At 50.3% G+C, this 19,381-nt stretch carries 10 protein-coding genes; 8 read left to right on the top strand and 2 right to left on the bottom strand.

Features of this window, described 5'->3' with window-relative positions:
• Nucleotides 1-109 precede the first annotated feature (109 nt).
• The 8 genes from hcp to H9I35_RS03500 all read left to right on the top strand — a co-directional run bounded on the left by hcp (nucleotide 110) and on the right by H9I35_RS03500 (nucleotide 16,728).
• Nucleotides 110-1,747: a hydroxylamine reductase gene (hcp, locus tag H9I35_RS03535; RefSeq protein WP_187420247.1), complete on the top strand. Its 1,638-nt coding sequence runs from the start codon at nucleotides 110-112 to the stop codon at nucleotides 1,745-1,747.
• Between the two features lie 187 nt (nucleotides 1,748-1,934).
• Nucleotides 1,935-6,494 (top strand): 2-hydroxyacyl-CoA dehydratase, encoded by a 4,560-nt coding sequence (locus H9I35_RS03530; protein WP_187420246.1) that lies wholly within the window; start codon nucleotides 1,935-1,937, stop codon nucleotides 6,492-6,494.
• A gap of 20 nt (nucleotides 6,495-6,514) precedes the next feature.
• Nucleotides 6,515-7,876, top strand: a complete 1,362-nt coding sequence (locus tag H9I35_RS03525; protein WP_187420245.1) for a hypothetical protein — start codon at nucleotides 6,515-6,517, stop codon at nucleotides 7,874-7,876.
• A gap of 155 nt (nucleotides 7,877-8,031) precedes the next feature.
• The gene (locus H9I35_RS03520; protein WP_187420244.1) at nucleotides 8,032-10,128 is read left to right on the top strand and encodes an elongation factor G; all 2,097 of its coding nucleotides are present in this window, start codon (nucleotides 8,032-8,034) and stop codon (nucleotides 10,126-10,128) included.
• A gap of 188 nt (nucleotides 10,129-10,316) precedes the next feature.
• Complete coding sequence (locus tag H9I35_RS03515; RefSeq protein WP_187420243.1) at nucleotides 10,317-10,880, top strand: hypothetical protein; 564 nt, start codon at nucleotides 10,317-10,319, stop codon at nucleotides 10,878-10,880.
• 102 nt (nucleotides 10,881-10,982) lie between these two features.
• Nucleotides 10,983-11,459 carry a hypothetical protein gene (locus H9I35_RS03510; RefSeq protein ID WP_187420242.1) on the top strand — a complete coding sequence of 159 codons (477 nt, stop codon included), beginning with the start codon at nucleotides 10,983-10,985 and terminating at the stop codon, nucleotides 11,457-11,459.
• A 99-nt stretch (nucleotides 11,460-11,558) separates the two neighbouring features.
• Nucleotides 11,559-12,242, top strand: coding sequence for an HAD family hydrolase (locus H9I35_RS03505; protein WP_187420241.1), 684 nt, complete (start codon nucleotides 11,559-11,561; stop codon nucleotides 12,240-12,242).
• 49 nt (nucleotides 12,243-12,291) lie between these two features.
• On the top strand, nucleotides 12,292-16,728 hold the full coding sequence (locus H9I35_RS03500) for a SpiroCoCo family coiled-coil protein (protein ID WP_187420240.1): 4,437 nt from the start codon (nucleotides 12,292-12,294) through the stop codon (nucleotides 16,726-16,728).
• 98 nt (nucleotides 16,729-16,826) lie between these two features.
• On the opposite strand, the gene ispF is transcribed toward H9I35_RS03500, so the two are convergent.
• On the bottom strand, nucleotides 16,827-18,008 hold the full coding sequence (gene ispF, locus H9I35_RS03495) for a 2-C-methyl-D-erythritol 2,4-cyclodiphosphate synthase (protein WP_187420239.1): 1,182 nt from the start codon (nucleotides 18,006-18,008) through the stop codon (nucleotides 16,827-16,829).
• Nucleotides 18,009-18,286: 278 nt separating this feature from the next.
• On the bottom strand, nucleotides 18,287-19,333 hold the full coding sequence (locus H9I35_RS12520; protein ID WP_187420238.1) for a CarD family transcriptional regulator: 1,047 nt from the start codon (nucleotides 19,331-19,333) through the stop codon (nucleotides 18,287-18,289).
• Nucleotides 19,334-19,381: the final 48 nt, after the last annotated feature.

Below are 19,381 nucleotides of genomic sequence, written 5' to 3'. Positions count from 1 at the left end.
GGTTTTTACCACATCATCGCATGCGTCATTTTAGTATACTCGAACTGTAAACGCAAGCGTTTGAAAGCGTATGGCGCGAAATTATACAGAAGAACAAGGAGTGTCTTGTATGGATGCTAAGATGTTTTGTTTCCAATGTCAGGAAACTGCGGGCGGCAAAGGCTGCACCGTTTCGGGTGTCTGCGGTAAAAAGCCCGATGTGGCGGCGATGCAGGATTTGCTTATCTATGTGACGAAGGGGCTTTCGTGCGTAACGACGAAGATGCGCCAAGCGGGGCTTCCTGTAAGCAAAGACGTCAATCATCTCGTAACGCTCAATTTATTTACGACGATTACGAATGCGAACTTCGACAGAGAGTCGATTATTAAGCGGATCGAAGAGACGCTCTCTGTGACCGAGCGTCTTTTGCCTTCAGTATCGGGCGGGGAGGGTCTTCCGGAAGCTGCGACATGGAAAGGCGATGTTTTGAGTTTCGATGCGAAAGCTTCGACGGTCGGCGTTCTTGCGACGAGCGATGAAGATGTGCGCTCTCTGCGCGAACTTATCATATACGGTTTGAAAGGGTTGGCTGCGTATTCGAAGCATGCGAACGCGCTCTTGCAGGATGATGAAGAAGTCGACGCCTTTATTCAAAAGGCGCTTTCGAAAACGCTCGATGAAAGTCTTTCGGTCGACGATTTGGTCGCCCTTACGCTTGAAACGGGAAAATACGGCGTTCAGGGTATGGCGCTTTTGGATAAAGCGAATACGGGCGCCTACGGAAATCCCGAAGCGACGACGGTCAATATCGGTGTGCGGAAAAATCCCGGCATTTTGATTTCGGGACACGATATGAAAGATATGGAAATGCTTTTGGAGCAGACGCAGGGGACGGGCGTCGACGTGTATACGCATTCCGAAATGCTTCCGGCAAATTATTATCCCGCGTTTAAAAAATATCCGCACTTTGTCGGAAACTACGGAAACGCGTGGTGGAAACAAAAAGAAGAATTCGAAAAATTTCACGGCCCCATTTTAATGACGACGAACTGTGTCGTGATTCCTCCCGACAGCTACAAAGACCGCTTGTGGACGACGGGCGCGACGGGCGTTCCCGGCTGCCGTCACATTCCGGGCGCATACGGAGAAAAAAAAGATTTTTCGGCGATCATCGAACAGGCGAAAAGCTGCGAAGCTCCAGAAGAAATAGAAAGCGGAACGATCGTCGGAGGATTCGCGCACGAGCAGGTTTTTGCGCTTGCCGATAAAGTCGTCGATGCGGTAAAGTCCGGAGCGATCAGAAAATTCATTGCGATGGGCGGCTGCGACGGAAGGATGAAGTCGCGCGAATACTACACTGAATTCGCAAAGCGGCTTCCGAAAGACGTCGTCATTTTGACGGCGGGCTGCGCAAAGTACAAATACAACAAATTGAATCTCGGCGATATCGGCGGCATTCCTCGCGTTTTGGATGCGGGGCAGTGCAACGATTCGTATTCGCTTGCGCTCATCGCGCTCAAACTCAAAGAGATTTTCGGTTTGGACGATATCAATAAACTGCCGCTTGCGTTCAATATCGCGTGGTACGAACAAAAGGCCGTCATCGTGCTCCTTGCGCTTTTGTACCTCGGCGTAAAAAACATTCACGTGGGGCCGACGCTCCCGGCGTTTTTGTCGCCGAACGTTTTGAACGTGCTCGTAAAGAATTTCGGTCTTGCAACGATCGGCACCGTCGACGACGATTTGAAATTGTTTTTAGGCGAATAAACGATATACCGTACGGTTCGCTTGCGCCTTATGCGCGCGGCGGATCGCGCGGATCTTTTACGGTACCGTATGTGCACATAGGATCGCACCTGCCGTCAATTTGCAAAATCGTTCAACTTGCCTATTTTAGACTTTACTACTATTATAATAGAGAGAGTTAAAACGGGAAAGAATTAACAAGGAATTTATGGCAGTAACACAGACCGCTTTCCATAATGAATTGCTTCCGATCCGTATCGGCATCGATGTCGGCTCGACGACCGTAAAGATCGCCGTACTCGACGACGACGATACGCTCATATACAGCGACTACGAACGTCACCGCGCTGATATCCGCAGCACGATCATATCCGTCGTAAATCAAGCGCTCGACTTTCTCGAAAAAAATATCGCAGGCGGAGCGGAACGCGCGGTTACCGTCAAAGTGACCGGTTCGGGAGGATTGTCCGTGTCGCAGTGGCTTTCCGTTCCGTTTATTCAGGAAGTCATCGCGGCGACGACTGCCGTCAAAACGATCATCCCGCTCACCGATGTCGTCATCGAACTCGGCGGCGAAGATGCGAAGATTACGTATTTTAAAGGCGGGGTCGAACAGCGCATGAACGGTACGTGCGCGGGCGGTACCGGAGCCTTTATCGATCAGATGGCCGCTCTCCTTGAAACGGATGCCGACGGTCTCAATACTCTTGCAAAAGACGCGCACACGATCTACCCGATTGCCGCGCGTTGCGGCGTTTTTGCGAAAACCGACGTACAGCCGCTCATCAACGAAGGCGCCCGCCGCGAAGATATCGCCGCGTCCATTTTTCAAGCCGTCGTCAATCAAACGATTTCCGGTCTTGCATGCGGAAAGCCGATACGCGGTCACGTCGCGTTTTTGGGCGGCCCGCTCCACTTTATGGATCAGCTGCGTGAACGCTTTATCGTTACGCTGAAATTAAAAGACGACGAAATCATCGTTCCGGAAAATTCCCAGCTTTTCGTCGCACAGGGCTGCGCGTATTCGGCAGACCGCCGCTATTCGGGTATGCCGGATTTTGCTTTTCCGACGGTCGCCGATTTCAGAAGCAGTCTTTCGAACCTCGTCGGCGCGGAACTCAGCGAAGTGCAGCGCTTGGAGCCGCTGTTTAAAAGTCAAAGCGATCTCGACGAATTTGTCAGTCGGCATGCAAAAGAAAAAGCGAAGCGCGGCGATTTGGATAGTGTCAAGGGTCCCGTCTTTCTCGGCCTCGATGCGGGTTCCACGACGACGAAAGCGGTGCTCATCGATCAGGAAGGCAGGATCCTGTGGGATTTTTACGCGGCGAACGCGGGTAATCCCGTCGACCTTGCCGTCAAAGTTTTAAAAGGCTTGTATGCGCGTCTTCCGAAAGACGTGTACATCGCGCGTGCGGTTTCGACCGGCTACGGAGAAGCGCTCTTTCAGGCGGCGCTCAACGTCGATGCGGGCGAAGTCGAAACGATAACGCATTTCCGTGCCGCCGATTTTTTTGTACCGGGCGTCGAATTTTTGCTCGATATCGGCGGGCAGGATATGAAATGCCTTCGCATGAAAGACGGCGCCATCGTTTCCATTCAATTGAACGAAGCCTGTTCTTCCGGCTGCGGCAGCTTTCTCGACAATTTTGCGCGTACGATGGGTATGGATGTGCGCGAGTTCAGCAAAAGAGCGCTGCTCGCCGAAAAGCCCGTCGACTTGGGAAGCCGGTGTACCGTATTTATGAACAGCCGCGTCAAACAGGCGCAAAAAGAAGGTGCGTCCGTCGCCGACATATCCGCGGGTCTTTCGTATTCGGTTATTAAAAATGCGCTTTTCAAAGTTATTAAATTGCGCAAGGCGAGCGACATCGGCACGAAAGTCGTCGTGCAGGGCGGTACGTTCAACAACGACGCCGTGCTGCGCGCGTTCGAAAATATTTCGGGCGTACACGTGTTTCGTCCCGACGTCGCAGGTCTCATGGGCGCCTACGGTTCGGCGCTCATCGCCTACGATCAGTGGCTCGACCTTTCGGCTCCGAAGCCCGAAGAGGGACCCGGCGCTCCTCGACATGAAATCCGTTCGGGCATCGCCACGCTTTCCGATCTCGATTCGTTCAGCGTTAAACTCGATCTCCGTCGCTGCGGCAAATGCCAAAATAACTGTCTTTTGACGATCAACACGTTCAGTACCGGCGGCTTCGAGCGGAAGTTCGTCACGGGCAATCGCTGCGAGAGGGGAGCCGAACTCGACGGCAATGTCCTCGACGCGAGCAATAAAAAAGCGACGAATGCCGCGGCCGGAAAAGAAGCGAAGCTTCCGAATATGTTCGCATGGAAATACGCGCGGCTTTTTAACGACTACGTTCCGCTCCGCGCCGAAGATGCGCCGATGGGAGAAGTCGGCATCCCGCGCGTACTCAATATGTACGAAAATTATCCGCTGTGGTTTACGTTTTTCACTGCGCTCGGTTTCCGCGTGCGCCTTTCCTCCCGATCGTCGCGCACGGTTTACGAAAAAGGGCTTGAAACGATTCCGTCGGAGTCGGTGTGCTATCCGGGAAAAATTTCTCACGGACACGTCGAAAGCCTTTTGCAGCAGGGTATAAAATTTATTTTCTATCCCTGTGCGCCCTACGAATTGCAGGAAGATTCGACTGCGGGCAATCACTATAATTGTCCCATTGTCACAAGCTATCCCGAAGTGCTGCGCAACAATATCGATTCGCTCAGACAGGACTCTTCCATTCTGTATATGGATCCGTTTTTGCCGATTTACGATAAAGACCGTCTTGCCGTGCGTTTGGCCGAAGAGCTTATCCCGCACTTTCCGAAATTGACAAAAGAGCGCATCGCGCGCGCGGTGGACGAAGCGTGGGCGGAACAGGAAAAGTTCCGGCGCGATACGGAAGAAAAGGGTATCGAAGCGATCGAAGAGACGATCAGACGCGGCGCAAACGGCATCGTGCTCGCAGGACGTCCGTATCACCTCGATCCCGAAATCAACCACGGCATCCCCGAACTCATAAACGATTTGGGGCTTGCGGTTTTTACCGAAGACAGCGTTGCGCATTTGGGCAGCATTGAGCGGCCGCTGCGCATCATCGATCAGTGGACGTATCACAATCGATTATACCGCGCGGCTTCCTTTGTCGCCGGCATGCCGAACATCGAACTCGTGCAGCTGACGAGTTTCGGCTGCGGGCTGGACGCGGTTACGGCCGATCAGGTCGATGAAATCATGCGCGCAAAGGGACGCATGTATACGCTTATTAAAATCGATGAAGGCTCGAACTTGGGCGCGGTGCGCATACGCATACGCTCGCTCATCGCCGCGGTAAAGGAGCGCGAGAGGCGGCATCAAAAACCCGTCGTAAAGAGCGCTTCGTACCAAAAGCAGGTGTTTACGAAAGAGATGAAGTATACGCATACGATCATCGCTCCTCAGATGTCGCCGATCCACTTCCGCCTCTTTCAAAAAGCCTTCGAATATTCCGGCTATAAATTCGTCGTACTCGATGCGGTCGATCCTCGCGCCGTCGATATCGGTTTGAGATTCGTCAACAATGACGCGTGTTATCCGTCGATCCTCGTCACGGGGCAAATGATCGCCGCTCTCGAATCGGGTAAATACGATTTGAATCATACGTCCCTCATCATTTCGCAGACGGGAGGCGGCTGCCGCGCGACGAATTACATAGGCTTTATCCGGCGCGCTCTGAACGACGCGGGCTGGGGACACATCCCCGTACTGTCGCTGAACGCGAACGGTCTCGAACAAAATCCGGGATTTAAAGTGACGCTTCCTCTCCTCGAACGGCTCATCATGAGTTCGATGATAGGAGATGTGCTCATGCGCGTTTTGTATCGGACGCGCCCTTACGAAAAAGTGCAGGGTTCGGCGAACGCGCTTTACGAAAAATGGAACGGCAGAGCTGAGATTCAGCTGCGCTCTCTTTCGGTACGCGGTTTTCACAAACTCGTAAAAAACATCATCGACGATTTCGATGCGCTGCCGCTTTTGCCGATCAAAAAACCGCGCATCGGCATAGTCGGAGAAATCCTCGTCAAATTCCATCCGACGGCGAACAATCAGATAGTCGATACGATCGAGCGCGAAGGCGCGGAAGCGGTTATGCCCGACATGGTGAACTTTTTCCTGTATACGTTTTCGACCGGCATTTTCCGCCACGAAAAACTCGCGTTCCCCAAAAAGACCGAAACGATTGCGCGCCTTCTCGTGTGGTTTACGGAATCGTTCAGAAAGCCGATCGAAAAGTACCTGCGCAAAAGCAGGCGCTTCGACGCGCCCGAAACGATCTACGAGCAGATGAAAAGCGTCGACGACATCGTACAGCTCGGAAACATCACGGGCGAAGGCTGGTTCCTCACGGCGGAGATGGTCGAGCTTATCAAAACGGGAGTGCCGAGCATCGCGTGCGTGCAGCCCTTTGCCTGCCTTCCGAATCACGTTACCGGAAAGGGCATGATAAAAGAGCTCCGCCGGCGCTTTCCCGGTGCGAATATCAGCGCGATCGATTACGATCCGGGTTCGAGCGAAGTCAATCAGCTCAACCGTTTGAAGCTTTTATTGTCGAACGCGCCGATCGGAAAGCATCCCGACGAAAACGAAGATGGCATGATCGTGATGAGCGACGGCTCCCTCGTAAAGCCCGAAATACGTTTGGCAGAAGGAGCGGTAAGCTTTACCGATTTCGAACCCGTCGCGGCGGGAAACCGTCCTCCGGTGCTAGCGCCGGTGAATACATGAGAGTGCAGGGGAGGATGCCGATGCGGCGTGCTGTCGGAAAATTATTAATTTTACTTTCTTTCGTATGCGGAGCGGCGAATGTGCTTTTCGCTCAGAACCTCCTCCCCGATTCGTCCGACATCCGGAAAGAGCTGCGCGAAACGTGGTTTGAGTCCCCGCTTTCGGCCGTCAGAGAAAACCGCACCGAAGTGCGTACGGCAAAAGACGGACACCGCTTTCAGATCCGCCTTGAAGAAACCGATACGACTTTTTCCGTCGCGGTCGCTCCCCGTACCGAAATGCCGGTCGACGTATATTCCGAAAGCGGCAAAGTAACGGCGGTACAGGACGTCTATTCGTCGTCGGCGCCGGGGAGCTGGATCCTCGTCCGCGACAAGCGTTCGGGAAATCCTCTTCGCGTGCGTTATTATTTTGCGCCCGACAGCGGCGTGTACGTCCAATTTTCTCCGCTCGGAAAAAGCGCATACGGAGATTTTGTCATTTTCGGAAATTATTGCGCGCGTCAAGTTCCGACGGGTCTTCCCTTCGAGCGCTTTTATGCGATGCCGTTTACCGATGTCGTAAATCTCACAAAGCATACGCTTCCGTGGCGCTATACCGTCAGGCGGGAAGGCGCATACGATACGACCCTTTCCATGATACGTGTCATCCGTTCCCGCCTTGCAAACCTCGTCTATGCCGACGATGCGATGTATGACGAAAGCGGAAATCCCGTGTCGATTTTAACCGGCGCGCCCCGCCGCATGCACGCCGAAGACGCGGGCAAAATGTCGCTCTCTTCCGCGGGATTCGTCAAGTGGATCGCCGACGGCATCGTCTATCCGATGACACGGGGCGGACTCAAGCGGCGGCCGCTCCTCGAACCGACGGTGAGTTACGATCCCGTTGGCTATCAAGGCGTAGTTTCTGAAAAATATAATATATCCTTTGCGCTCGACTGGACGCGCAATTTGGCTGCGGCCGTGTTTTCCGTCGCGACGGGCAAAACCTACCGATATCCGGAATCGGGTGTCGATATGACGCTCGATCCCTTTGCGGCGGAGATGACGGCGGACGGCATAAAAAATACCGTCGGCTATGTCAAAGATTCGGGCTATCCCGCATCTTCTCTGGCTTCTCTTTTGTACGTTTTTGCAGCCGAATATCCCGGCGAATGCTACCTCGCGGCGATTCGTGAAACCGACCGCAAAAGAATTCCAGAAGTGCACGCGTTCAACCAATGCGCAATTTTCTTTCCGTATTTTGACGATGCGGGAAAATTTCAGTGCGCCGTATTCCGAAACGACGCCGAATCGACGCTCGCCGAATTCTCGCGCACGTTCCGAAACGATTTTATTCATCTTACGCGCATGCGTACGACCGCAACGTTCAACCCGCAGTAAGACCTTTTCGGATTTCCGCGCCGCTTCACAGTAAACCTTCGATCTTCCGCAATTTCCTACCATCTTTTGCAATCTCCGAAAAAAAATTATTTGCGTTTTCGCCGATACCGTAGTACAATACTATATATTTATAAAATTTTGGAGGAAAGTGCATCATGAAGGTCTACACAACCGATAAAATCAGAAATGTTGCCGTTCTCGGACACGGAGGGGCGGGAAAAACGACGCTCGTCGAAGCTATGTGCTATTTAAGCAAACTGACGACGAGGCTCGGCCGCGTTGAAGACAAAAACACCGTCAGCGATTTTACCAAAGAAGAGCAAAAGCGCGGCATATCGATCAGAACTTCTCTCGTTCCCGTCGAGTGGAACGATTATAAATTCAATATCCTCGACACTCCCGGCTATTTCGATTTTGCCGGCGAAGTCGATGAAGCGATGAGCGTCGCCGACGGCGCGATCATCGTCGTGTCGGGTAAATCGGGCATCGAAGCGGGTACCGAAAAAGCGTGGGAGCTGTGCGAAAAATATCATCTGCCGCGCATGTTTTTCGTAACCGATATGGATATCGACGACGTTTCCTACAGAAAAGCGATCGAAGATTTGACTGCCGTCTACGGCAAAAAAATAGCTCCGTTCAATATGCCGATCCGCGACGAGGGCAAGTTTACCGGCTACGTCAACGTCATTCAGCAAAAAGCGTTCCGCTATAAAGCGATCGGCGTCGTCGAACCGACCGACATACCCGATTATTCGAAAGAGCATTTGGCAGCTTATCATACTATCCTAATGGAAGCGGTTGCCGAAACGTCGGAAGATTTTATGGAACGCTTTTTTGCGGGCGAAGAATTTTCCGAAACGGAAATACGGGAAGCCGTGCGTCTTTCCATACAGGACGGTTCCATCGTGCCGGTATGCATGGGTTCGGGTACGGCAGTGCACGGCGTGTACAACCTCATGGACGATATCGAAAAGTACATGCCTGCAGCCGAAAGCCGCAAAGTGTCCGGCATCAATACGAGCACGAATGAAATCTTCAAAGCGAACTTCGACGTACTCAAGCCGAAAACCGCATTCGTATTTAAGACGATCGTCGATCCCTTCCTCGGCAGATACAGTCTTATTAAAATCCGTTCGGGCATCTTCAAAACCGACGATCTCGTCTACGACGCATCGACGGCATCCGAATTCAAAATCGGAAAGCTTTACATCATGCAGGGCAATAAAGCGACGGAAATATCCGAACTCCATGCCGGCGATTTGGGCGCCGTCGCAAAACTCAGCGGCGTAAAAACGGGAGACACGCTTTCGACGAAGGCGACGCCGATTCAATATCCGAAACAGGATCTTCCCGTTCCCTATACCTATCTCCGCTATCACGCGGTCAATAAAGCCGATGTCGATAAAATCGCGCAGGCGATGGCAAAAATTTCCGCGGAGGATCCGACGTTTAAAACGGTCAACGATTCCGTCAACGGACAGATGCTCATGTACGGTATGGGAGATTTGCACCTCGACGTCATTCAAAGTATTTTGAAAGACGAATATAAGATCGATTTGCGGATCGAAAAACCGAAAGTTGCGTTCCGCGAAACGATAAAAAAGAATTCCGACGTCGAACACAAATACAAAAAACAAACCGGCGGGCACGGGCAGTACGGACACGTCAAAATGCGCTTTGCTCCGACCGGTGATTTTACAAAGCCGTACGCGTTCGACCAAAAAGTCGTCGGCGGTTCCGTACCGAAAAATTATTTTCCCGCCGTTGAAAAAGGCATTGCCGAATCGACTGCCCGCGGCCCGCTTGCTGCTTACCCCGTTGTAGGCGTGCAGGCGACGCTCTATGACGGTTCGTATCATCCGGTCGATTCGTCCGAAATCGCATTTAAAACCGCGGCGAAGTTCGCGTTTAAAAAAGGCTTTATGGAAGCAAGTCCCGTACTGCTTGAGCCTATCGTTAATTTAAAAGTCGTCGTACCCGATGCGTACACCGGAGACGTCATGGGAGATTTGACGAAGCGGCGGGGCCGCGTACTCGGCATGAATCCCGCACCCGGCGGCAGACAGATCATCGAAGCCGACGTTCCGCAGATGGAACTCTTCGATTACTGTACGGGACTCCGTTCGATGACCGGAGGGCGCGGAGACTACAGTTACGAATTCGCGCGCTACGAACAGGCGCCTTCAGACATTCAAAGCAAAGAAGTTGCTGCACGCGCCGAAAAAGCCGCAGCCGGATTTGCCGAAGAGTAGGGCATCAGTACCGCTTCAAGCGGAAGTTTTGAAATGCTCGCGGAAAAAACCGTTTGGATACTGTCCGAAAGCTTCGGTTTTCGGACAGTTTTTTTTACCCTGATCGGGCTTGAATCTTACCCGAATGATAAAAAAGATGCTTGTAATAAAATAACCCTATTTGCGGCGGAAAACGATTAGGAGGAAAAATGAAAAAGCTTTTGTTGTTGATTTTACTGGCAATCGGATACAACGGCATCTTTGCCAATGAGTATGAACCCGAAAAAATACTTACGGAAGTAAACAATGATGTCGCCCTGTTTTTTAAAGACATGATCATAAAAGATCTGGGCATTACTGCCGTTCAAACAAACATCATCCCGAATGAAAATGCGGATTTAACAATCGCTTCGGCAAATGATAAAAAATTTCACATTACGGGATTAAAATGCACTTCGATGGTGCAGGCGCTTGACGCGAGCGGCGATGAAATTGCATATACGGTCACTTTGTATAATGTAAAAAAATCGGCCCTGAAAAAATTGAACAATGCGATAAAAAAGAACCGTATACGGTTTTCAAAAATGCTCGACGTGATCGACGAAAAAGATCTTGATGCTGAAATGCACGGAACGCAGGAAGCTCCGGATCCTGCAATGTTTTCTCGGCTGAGGAATGTGCAGGTTTACGATATTTTTGTGACGACCGAAGAAAATAAAGACGTTCATCTGCAAGTCTACGCGGAATATTTTCAAGATGCAAAAGATTTGTAAGGGTGCTTCGTTACCCGATAATTTTCAAACAGGGGCGGACGCTTGTTTACGAGGCGCAAAGACCTTGTCGGCGGAAGATAAAGACTGCGTGATGCAACCGATATGACGGCAAAATTACTATTGGTATTGTTTTTGGTTTTACCTATTTCGGTTTCCTGTAAAGACAAATCTTGTGAAGATTTGTCTTTGGAAAACAGAAGCGTAATCGTTTTGAAAATACGGGATTTTATTCAACTGTATAAAAGTTCCCATGCGATACCCGCGTGGAATGAAGATGAAATCGTCAACCACAGATTTGAACTCGTCTCGAAAAAAGATACGGAACAGTTCGTGTTTAAAAAAGATTCCGACGGAAGCAATTATGTGCTGTGTACATACGGAAAGAAGGGTATCTATGCAAGTGCACCTGTCGAATATTGGCTCATAGACGAAAGCGGTTTTTTATGTCTGTATGAAAATTTACATTCAAAAAAACGAAGCGCGATAAAAATCAAAAAGATAAAAATCGATACCGATAACGGAATTGTGTATGCGTTTCGAAATCATAAAAGAGTTCTATATAAATATACCGCAGAATAAAAGTTTTGAATGTCGAGTATTCGAATGCAGCCGTCTGCACTTTCATCCGCTATTGTTAATCGTCGAATTTTACGGTAAGCTTGAAAGAAGAGGTGCGGAGTGCTCACAGCGAACATCGGAGACATACAGGCGGTTGCATTTGATATCGACGGCACATTGTATAAGCCGCTCGATCTTCATGCGCGCATGATGTTTCATTTTTTCAGATTCAATCAATTCTTTTTGCAGTACGGGATCGTGCGTTCGAAGATTCACGATATGGGCGTGCTTGACGATTTTTACGCGACGCAGGCTGAAATGCTTGCGAAGCGGATCGGATGCGGCATCGATGCGGCTAAAGAGCGGCTCGAGCGGATCGTATATAAAGGGCTTTCTCCGTTTTTCGAATCGATCCCCCTGTGCAATCATGTCGAAGAAACGTTTCATGCGCTGCATGATGCGGGTTTGAAAATTGCGCTTATGTCGGATTTTCCTCCCGAACAAAAAGGCGGTCTCTGGGGGCTTCGGAAATACTGCGACGTTTTGCTGGGGACGGAAACCACAGGTGCGCTGAAGCCGTCGCCTCATCCTTTCCGCGTGCTTGCCGAAAAACTGGGCGTTTCGCCGGAACATATTTTATATGTCGGAAACAGCGTCAAATACGATGTCGTCGGCGCAAAGGATGCGGGTATGAAAGCTGCGCATTTCGAACCGCGCTGGCGGAATCTTTTCGGTATGTCTTGTCGAAAAGCCGATATTTCTTTTTGCGACTATCGTCAATTGAGAAAAATTGTGTTACAATAGAAAATGTGATATAATCGATAAAGCGGTTTAGTCCGCACGGGTGGGAAAAGTGGATATCGTCACAATTTTGATAGCGGCTGCTGTCGCCGCGGTAATCGCCGTCGTATTCAGAAAACTGGACGGCGATAACAACACAATGGAAAAGGTCAAGCGTTATGCCGATAAGCGGCTCGAAGGTTTTGACGAGTATTTTAAAAAACAGGATGCGAATATAGCGGGCGCGGGCGCGGAGCTCGAAACGAAATATCTTCAGGCGACTGCGGGAATCAAACGCCTCCAAAAAGAGCGCGACGATTTTTTGGCGGGCGCCGATGAACTGCAAAAATATAAAAATGCGATCGCGGCTGCGGAAGCGAAGATCAACGGCTATGACAAATCGCTTGCATCTCTCGCGGAGATGACGGCGAACGTCGAAGAAAATCTGACAAGGCTGAAAAAAGAAGCGCTCATCGTTGAAAAGCTCGACGCGCGCATCGATGCGCAAAAAAAGACGATCGACGAAATCGAAAAAAAGATTCCGAATATTGCAGGAGAGTTTTCGCAAAAAAACGGCGAACAGCTGAAACTGCTCGGAACGAAACTGCTGCAGGAATACGATGCGCGCTCGAAGGAACTTGCCGAACATATCGCTTCTCTCGGAAAGCAGGCCGACGATGCGCTTGGCCGCTTCCGATCGGAGATAGAAGGCGTATACGATTCGGCGGCGAAAAAAGCGGATGCGCTTGAAGATACCGCATTCCGTCATTTGAGCGAACAGGCGCAGGCGAGGAGCGACACTTACGTACGAGCGATCGAAGATAAGATCGCCGAAATCGAAGCCCTCGTCGATGAACGTATCGCCGAAGCTGAAAGCCGGGTGAACTCGCGAGTCGATGAAGCGATCGAAGCGGCTGCGGGAGTCGAATCCGATGTCGATGAAAAATACCGCGAGCGTTACCGAGAGCTTTCCGACAAATACGAAAATGAAATGAACGCCCTTTCGTCCAAAGTCGATTCGGGTATTGCCGCTGCGCTCGAAGAGATTTCCGGCAAAGCGCTTTCAATCGATGCCGCGATCGGAAGCCGTACCGCCGAAATGATAAAAAAATACGACGCGCAGTATGTGCAGTTTACCGATGCATATAAAAAGAAGCTCGAAGATTACGGTACAAAACTCAATCAGCAGTATGCGCTCCTTTCCGAAAAGCATACGAAAAAATCCGGCGAAACGGATGCGGCTCTTACCGCGCAGTATGGGGCGCTTTCGGAAAAATATAAAGAGCTTGCGGCGAAAACGGATGCGGCACTCGGCGAGCGGTACTCCGCTTTGTCCGAAACTTATAAAGCGAAAATTGCCGAAATCGATAACGCCTTTACGCAAAAAACTTCCGAAACCGTTGCGGCGTTTAAAGATTCGACGGGCAATATCGTTTCGAATATTAAAAAGCAGCTTTCTTCTCTCGACGAAAAATACAAACAGCATATCGACGAATTTGCAAAGCGTTACGACGAAAAAATCGATTCGGCGCAGGGAAAATATGCCAAACAGCTCGAATCGATAGACGGAAAAAACGACGGACGTATCGCTTCGCTCGATGCGAAATTCGACGCGCTCTTTTCAAAGTTGAACGCTTCGTATGAAGAAAAAGCTTCGTTGCTTGAAAAACAGGCGGCGTCGATCGCGGCGGCATACGACGAAAAAGAAGGATCGGTTGCAGCCGACATCAATGCGCGAATCGATTCACTCGGTTCCGAATACGCTTCTCAGATCGAAAAAATCAAAAGAGAGCTTGCGGCATCGCTTTCGGAAGCGAAGGCGACGTCCGATTTCATTTCGCAAAACGTTTCCGGAAACGCAAAGAGCCTTGAAGGACTGCGTGCGATGCTCGAATCGGAAGTGAAGAATATCGAGTCGCGGTACAACAACCTCTTTGCGAACGCCGTTTCCGCCGCCGACGAAAAGGAAAAGGCCGCCTTTGAAAAATTCTCGGCCGTTTCGGGCGAGCGTCTCGAAAAATATCAGGGGCAAGTGCAAAATAAAATCGATGCGTTTAAAACTTCGCTTTCCGAAACGCTTGTCGAAATTTCCCGCCGCACGGACGATTCGGTACGCGATGCCGAAGACGCGATCAAAGAGCTTCGCGCTGCCTGCGACGAAGCGCAAAAAAAAGCCGATGACGCGGAACCCAAACTTGCGGAAAAGATTCGGCTCATCGATGAACGGATCGAAAAATTCCGTGCGCAGTCGGAGGCGAAACTTGCGGACTTCGACAAAACGCTTTCCGAATCGATTTACAAAATCGCGAAACAGTGCGAACAGCAGCAGTCCGATGCGCTCAATGCGATCGATTCTCAGTTCGGTTCGTATAAAAAAGATTTGGCGTATCAGTTTTCGAGGCTCGAAACGTCAGGTAAAGATATCGATTCGCTTGAAGCGAATTTGCGCAAAGCGATGGACGAAATACGAAAACGAGTGCTCTCCGATTTCGATTCGTTTACCGCAGGTCAGCAAAAAGCGCAAAAGGAATTTTCCGATTCCGTACAGGCGGATTCCGAAGCGCTTCAATCGCAGCTGCAAGCTCTGGAACAGACGGTAGACGCGCTCAAAGAATCGGCGCTCGGAAACGTAAGTGCAAAGCTGAAAGATTTTGAAGAAGGCATCGACGACGATTTGAAAACGCGCAGCGATAAAATCACCGAAGATTTGGCGGTGTGGAAAAATTCGTTTGACGGAAAGCTTGCGCTCTTTACGGGCGATTATGAAAACGACCGCCGTGCGCTTGAAATGAAGTACGGCGAAGATTTAAAAGCCAAGCTCGATTCTCTTCAGGAAAAAAACGACGAACAGCTTGCCCGTATCGCTTCCGGTCTCAATGAGGCAAACGGCTCGCTTCGCGAGAGGATAGACGGCCTTGCAAAGACAATTGACGGTTTTGAAGAAGAAACGAGGGAGCGTGTAAATAAAACGCAGACGATTTCGGACGAGTATTTAAAAACGGTCGCCGGTCAATACGAAGCGAAGATGAACGACGAGCTTGAGCGGGTAAAATCGGAATTGAGCGACGGGTTGAAAAAAATCGAAGAAGCCGTAAGCGATCAGCAGGAGACGAGCGCGTCCACGATCGATGCCGCACGTTCCGAACTGAATACGTGGAAACAGCAGCTTAAACAGCAGCTCGACGAATCTCGCGCCGTTTTTAAAGATCAGCTCGATACGCTGAAATCGTCTTCACAAAATAAAATCGATGAAGCGCGCGAATCGCTTCTCGCGGATTTCCAAAATTATTCCGCGGATATGAAAGAGCAACAAGCCGCTCTTTCTTCTTCGGTCAGCAAACTGCAGGCGAAAACCGATGAATCGCTCGATATGTATGAGTCGCGTTCCGAAGAAATGCTTGCGCGTCTGCAATCCATGTACGAAGAAATGCTCAAAGATACCGAGTCTCGTGTGAGCAGGCAGAGCGCCGATTCTGCGAAAACGCTGAGCGACCTTCGCGGAAAAATCAATTCGTTTGAATCTCAAGCGAGCGAAAATCAGGCTAAGTTCGTGCTTAAAATGCAAAGCGATCAGGATGAAATGCAAAGCCGTTTGGGAGAGCTGAACCGTGAAATCCAAAACGTGCGTTCGCAAATGCAGCTCTATGAAAGAGCGGAAGCGATGAAAAAATCGCTGGACGAACGTATTTCGGCTCTCGATGAAGATTTCAGCCGGCTCGCATCGTACAATGAAACCGCTCTTTCTCTTGCCGACAATTTCAAAGCGCTGCATAAAATGTACGACGATATAAACGGACGCTTGAAAGAATTCGATGTGCAAAGAGCGCGTGTCGATTCGATCGGACAAAAATACGAAAAGATGGTAAATCTTTCAGGGTCTATAGACGAAAAGATAAGCGGTTTACAGACGTCGTACGACGAGCTTCAAAACTTTGAAGTTGCGGTGCGCGATTTTCAGGAAAAACTGCATTCGCTTAGCGGCTCTTACGACAGGCTCGAACAAAAACAGACGATAATCGAACGGGTGAACGAAGACGTCAACAGATCCTTCGATTCTTTGAAAACGCTTGAAGACAAATTGAAGCAGTGCACACGTCAAACCGAATCGCTTCCCAAGGAAATCAAAGACGTGCAAAAAGACGTCGACAAACTTTTGAAGAGCGGTCCGAAGCTTGCGCAGGCGGTGGCGAAACTCGAATCTCTCGATGCGATTCTCGACGAAGCCGATAAACGCATGGATGCGCTTACGTCGGCGCGCCAGGGTATCGGCAGAAGCGAAGCGCGCCTTGAAGAGCTTAAAACCGATATCGAATCGAAGTTCAAACTGCTCAATCAGCTGACGAAAAAAGATTTGGAAAAGCATCCTGCAAAAGAGGATAAACGCTTGTCTCCGCAGGACAGGGACAATATCAAACAGCTTAAACAGCAGGGATGGACGGTAAAAGAAATCGCGAGGTCAATGAAGCGCACGCAGACGGAAATCGAAATGGTGCTGGAGATGCCCGAATAAAAAACGCGCCGCATCGGTAAAGTGCGGCGCAGGTAAAACGAGAGCGGCAAGTTTTTCGAACCGAATATCTTTTACGGTTTTTTGCCGTCGGCGCGTATTCAGTTTTTGCCGAGAAGGCAAGTGCACCATGCTTCTACGGCCTCTCCTTTGCCGACATCTCCGAGCGCTTCACCCGTTTTCGCTTTTACGAAGATCGAAGCGCTTTCGACTCCGAGAGCCTGTGCAATCGAATCGATTACTTGCCGGCGGTACGGAAGAAATTTCGGACGCTCGAGTTTTATCACGCAGTCCATATTAATAAGGTGCCAGCCGAGCTTTCGTATTTCTTTCCAAACGGATTTTAATAAAAAAACGGAATCGGCGTCTTTCCATGCGGCATCTTCAGGCGGAAAAAAACTTCCGATATCGCCCAGCGCGGCCGCTCCGAGGAGCGCGTCGGTTACGGCGTGGAGGAGAACGTCGCCGTCGGAGTGCGCGTCTTCACCTTTGTCGAACGGAATGACGACTCCGCCGATAATCAATTTTCTTCCCGGAATAAGGCGGTGCATATCGTAGCCCAAGCCGGTTCGAAAGGAGGTCATCCGTATATCCTCCGCATAGGTGATCTTTTTATTTTCCGGCGAACCTTGCACCGTCATAACGTCTCCTTCGTATTTTCCCCAAATTTCAGTGTCATCCGTATATGCTTCTCCGTCGCTTTCCGCTTTGCGGTGAGAAGCGAGCAAGCGCATAAAATCGAAAGCTTGCGGCGTTTGAACCGCAGCCATACGTTCCCGCTTCAGGTGTTCGAGAATAAAACCTTCGGCGTTGATGATTTTTTGCGTGTCCGTCGGCAAAACGGCAGGGACGGCAGCTCCGTATTCGATCGCCGCTTGTGCGGTACGAACGATGATTTGTTCGGTGACGAAGGGGCGGGCGGCGTCATGAATCAAAACGATACCGTCCGTAATTTTTTCTGCGGCTTTTTCAAGCGCGATTTTTACCGAACTTTGCCGCGTCGCCCCTCCGCGCACGAAAACGGGTTTTGTTTTTTGCAAAAGTGTTTCCATTTCCGTATCCGCATAAAGCGCATCGCGTGCAAGAACATCATCTTCATCGGAAGGGATTGCGATAACGAGAGAGGCGCAGTCGAGCGCTTTTAAAAACGGCTTAACCGATTCGGAAAGAACGGTGCCGTATCCGAGCGGCCGGTACTGCTTCCGCACGCCTTCGCCCATGCGCGAAGAAGCGCCCGCCGCGACGATGATGACGGCGGCGGGGAGTTTATGTCTTTTATTCATTTTTATGATGCTTTACTTTCAAAACTTGACATTCATGCTATTAGGTTTAATTTCGAGTTTAATAAAACTCGAAATTTTCCATCCGTTTCGCTCTCCATCCGAATGGCAAGTTTTGAAAATAAGTAAAATTGTGCGAAAGGCAAGGTTCCGGCTGCGTGCCGCTTCGAGCGTTAGGCTTACGAAAGCCTGCCCTAAAAGCTCGACCGCGGCTAAGCGGACGGGTTCTTGCCGAAAGCACACTTTATCAGATCATACTTTCAAAACTTGACATTCACACGTTAAAACGAATCGTCGTCGTAGGACGAATCGTCATCGCCTGAAGAATCTCCGTCGTCAGATTCGTTCGAGCCGGTGTTCATGTCGTCCATGAGGTTGTCGTCTTCGTCATCGTCGATATTGATGACGTGCTTGACTTTGGGCGCGGATCCCGGCGGCTCAAGTTTGATATGGATAAGCGTTTCGACTTCTTTGAGCGATTTTCCCGTCGCAAACGAAATTTCATCTTCGAGCAGTTTGCGCGCGGAATCGTAGAGCTTGCGTTCGAGGATCGGAAGTTCTTTTACTTTGCTGCGGTTGTACAGACAGCGCACGATCGTTGCGATGTCGTTGATGCTTCCTTTTTTGAGCAGGTCGAGGTTCATCTGGTAGCGGAGCTTCCAATCCGACGTGATCGGTTCGAAATCGTCGGAAAGCAGGTTGAGCGCTTTTTCCGCTTCGGAAGCGGAAACGATGGCGCGGATACCGAGTTCTTCGGCATATTCGACGCGCGCCATGACGGTCATATCCGACGCTTCGATATAGATATTGTAATACGGTACCATTTCGCCGTTAAAAAGCTGGGCATTGATGGCAGTTATTTTTCCGACGCCCTGACTGGGGTAGACGATTTTTTGATTTACGCGGAATCTCGAAATCTTTGATTTTTTTGCAGCCTCTTTTCCTGCAGCGGATTTCGAAGGAGCTGCTTTTGCACTCGTTTTTGTTCCCGTTTTCGGAGGCGTGCTTTTTGAGACGGCTTTTTTCGCCGTTGAAATTTTCGAAACGCTCTTTGCCGCCGCCTTTGAGGATGCCGCCTTCGCGGGTTGTTTCGCTTTTACCGATGTCTTTGCTTTTGCTTCAGGTTTTGCCGATTTTTTTACCGCAGTTTTGGTGCCCGTTTTTGCAGCGCTTTTCGCCGCCGGCTTTGCTGCGGATTTTCCGCTTGTTTTTGCACCGGTTTTGGATGCTGCTTTTGCAGACTTTTCGGGAGCTTTTTTCGCTTTTACCGATGTCTTTGCTTTCGCCTCAGGTTTTGCCGATTTTTTCGGACTCGTAGTTTTTGCCATATCGGCACAGTATACCACAGAACGGCAAAAAAATCAAACCGGATGCCG

The organism is Treponema sp. Marseille-Q4132, from assembly GCF_014334835.1.
In the GTDB taxonomy this organism is placed as follows: domain Bacteria; phylum Spirochaetota; class Spirochaetia; order Treponematales; family Treponemataceae; genus Treponema_D; species Treponema_D paredis.
This window is presented reverse-complemented; position numbering and strand designations above follow the sequence as displayed.